The 2,550-nt window shown below is 70.4% G+C and carries 4 protein-coding genes; all 4 read left to right on the top strand.

From position 1 onward, the window contains the following. The first annotated feature begins 6 nt into the window (after positions 1-6). The gene (locus CTA01S_RS15865; protein WP_062196823.1) at positions 7-792 is read left to right on the top strand and encodes a phage BR0599 family protein; all 786 of its coding nucleotides are present in this window, start codon (positions 7-9) and stop codon (positions 790-792) included. A gap of 17 nt (positions 793-809) precedes the next feature. Next, positions 810-1,037: a hypothetical protein gene (locus tag CTA01S_RS15860; RefSeq protein ID WP_062196822.1), complete on the top strand. Its 228-nt coding sequence runs from the start codon at positions 810-812 to the stop codon at positions 1,035-1,037. Further along, positions 1,034-1,243 (top strand): hypothetical protein, encoded by a 210-nt coding sequence (locus tag CTA01S_RS15855; RefSeq protein ID WP_062196821.1) that lies wholly within the window; start codon positions 1,034-1,036, stop codon positions 1,241-1,243. The genes CTA01S_RS15860 and CTA01S_RS15855 overlap by 4 nt, the downstream gene beginning before the upstream one ends. Further along, on the top strand, positions 1,243-2,550 hold a 1,308-nt coding region (locus CTA01S_RS15850), incomplete at its 3' end, for a phage tail protein (RefSeq protein ID WP_198150906.1). The genes CTA01S_RS15855 and CTA01S_RS15850, both read left to right, overlap by 1 nt.

Below are 2,550 nucleotides of genomic sequence, written 5' to 3'. Positions count from 1 at the left end.
CTGACCATGAGCGAGGGCCCCCTGTTCGAGGTCGAGCTCTACGCCTTCGAGGGCACGAGCGGCAGCTTCCGGCTCACCCCGCACGAGTTCGACGTGGAGATCGGCGGCCAGCGCTACGAGCGCTGCCCCCTCGAGCGCAGCGCGCTCGCGCTCGGCGCCGAGGCGGCCAAGTCGGCGCTGGAGTTGAAGCTGCCGCCCGACCACGCCCTCGTGCGGCATCTGCTGCAGGCGACCCTCACCGGCGAGGCGACCGCGGTGCGACTGCGGATCGCCCGACGTGAGGCCTGGGGCGAGTATTGGTGGCTTTCCGGCACGCGCTGGATGGGCCGCGTGCTCGGGGTGGAGGTGGCCGATGACTCTGCGCGCATCCGCTGCGAGTCCGCCCAGGTGAGCTTGAAGCGCATTGGTCTCAGGCGGCTCTACAGCCGCGCCTGCTCGCACGTGCTGTATTCGGCCGCGTGCGGGGCGACGCCGATCTCGGCCACCGCCGAAGTGATCCGCTCCGAAGGCCGCCAGGTGGAATTGGCGAGCCTCCCGCCCGAGGTGGCCGGCATGCTCGCCGGCGGCTGGTTGCAGACGCCGTCAGGCGCACGCCACATGATCGTGAGCGAATCGACCGCGGGCGTCGAACTGCTCTACCCGGTGGGGCTTGCGCCGCAGACGCTGGTCGACCTCGTGGCCGGCTGCGATCACAGCGTGTCCACCTGCGCCGCGCGCTTCGACAACCTCGCCAACTACGGCGGCTTCCCCTTCATCCCGTCGAAGAACCCGTTCTCGACGGGCGTCTTCTGAAACCCGCAGGACCTCCCATGTGGTACCTGGTCGTCATCGTCGTGGCGGCGCTGGTCTCGGCGGCGCTGGCGCCCAAGCCGCCCGCCCCGAAACCCGCCGAACTCTCCGACCTCGACGCACCCACGGCCGAGGAGGGCCGACCGATCCCGGTCGTCTTCGGCGCAGTGCTGCTGCGCGGCGCCAACGTCGTGTGGTACGGCGACCTGGAGGCCGAACCGATCAAGAAGAAGGGCGGCAAGAAATGAGCACCGACGTCCTCGTCACCATCGCCCACGTGCGCGCCGCGGGGCTCTGCGTGCACGGCACGCGCACCTGGTTCGCACGCCAGGGCCTGGACTTCCGTGACTTCCTCGCCCGGGGGCTGCCCGCCTCGAGCTTGCTCGCCACGGGCGACGCGATGGCCGCACGCGTGGTCGAGGTCGCGCAGGCCTGCCATGAGGAGCCGCGCTGATGGGCGGCCGCCGCAAGAAGCAGACCGTCGGCTACCGCTACCGGATCGGGATGCACTTGGTGCTGTGCCAGGGGCCGGTGGATGCGGTGCAGGAGATCCAGATCGGCGACCGCAGCGCCTGGGGCGATGCGAGCCGCACGCCGCTGGCGAGCGGCCATGGGCTGGGGCGGCTCTCGATCCACAAGCCCACGCTCTTCGGCGGCGACGAACGCGAAGGCGGCGTGGTGGGTGACCTCGACGTGCTCGCAGGCAGTGCCGCGCAAGACCGCAACGACTACCTGATGAGCCGCCTGGGCGCGGCCATCCCGGCGTTTCGCGGGGTGCTGTCGATCGTGGCGCGCAAGATCCTGTTCGCCGCGAACAACCCCTACCTCAAGCCCTGGGCGGTGCGGGTGCGGCGCTTCACGGCGGGCTGGCACGACGAACCCTGGATGCCCTGGAACGCCGAGGTGCGGACCTGGGATGCCGACACCGGCACCCATCTCACCGTCGGCATGAACCCGGCCCACATCCTGGTGCAGTGCCTCACCGACCCGCATTGGGGCATGGGCTATCCGCCATCCACCCTCGGCGCAAGCTTCTGGAACGCGGCCTGGGCGCTCGAAAGCGAAGGCTTCGGCCTGAACCTGGTCTGGACGCGCCAGCAGCCCATCGAGTCCTTCATCGGCCAGGTGCTCGACCACGTCGGCGGCATCCTCTACCTCGACCCCGAACGGGGCCGCTTCGAGCTCAAGCTCCTGCGCGACGATTACTGGATCGAGGGCCTGCCGCTTCTGGGCCCCGACGAGATCGTGCGCATGGAGCGCTTCGAGCGCGCGCAGTGGGGCGAGTTGCCCAACGAGATCACCGTGGTCTACACCGACTGGGCCACCGGCAAGGAAGCCACCGTCACGGTGCAAAACCTCGCCGCGATCCAACTGCAAGGTGGCGTCATCAACCAGCGGCGCGACTATCCGGGCGTGAACTTTGGTCCGCTGGCCGCGCGGCTGGCGCTGCGCGACCTGCACGCACTGGGCTCGCCCCTGGCGCGCATGACCTTGACCATCGTCCCCGGCGCCCTGGAGCGTCCGCCCCTGCCGGGGGACGTGTTCCTGCTGCATTGGCCACGCCTCGGCATCGAGCGCATGGTGGTGCGCGTGACCGGCATCGACACCGGCACGCTGGGCGCCACCGAATGGCGCATCGAGGCCGTGGAGGACGTCTTCGGCATGGGCCAGACCGTGCTCACGCCCACCCCACCGCGCCTCGAGGAGCCGCCGCTGGAACCGCTGCCGCCGGCCCTGGTGCTGGCGGTCGAGGTGCCGTAC

This window comes from Caldimonas taiwanensis NBRC 104434 (genome assembly GCF_001592165.1).
GTDB lineage: Bacteria > Pseudomonadota > Gammaproteobacteria > Burkholderiales > Burkholderiaceae_C > Caldimonas > Caldimonas manganoxidans.
This window is presented reverse-complemented; position numbering and strand designations above follow the sequence as displayed.

Coding starts and splice junctions, on each gene's coding strand:
- CTA01S_RS15865 (WP_062196823.1), top strand. CDS start 7: ATGAGCGAGGGCCCCCTGTTCGAGGTCGAGCTCTACGCCTTCGAGGGC.
- CTA01S_RS15860 (WP_062196822.1), top strand. CDS start 810: ATGTGGTACCTGGTCGTCATCGTCGTGGCGGCGCTGGTCTCGGCGGCG.
- CTA01S_RS15855 (WP_062196821.1), top strand. CDS start 1,034: ATGAGCACCGACGTCCTCGTCACCATCGCCCACGTGCGCGCCGCGGGG.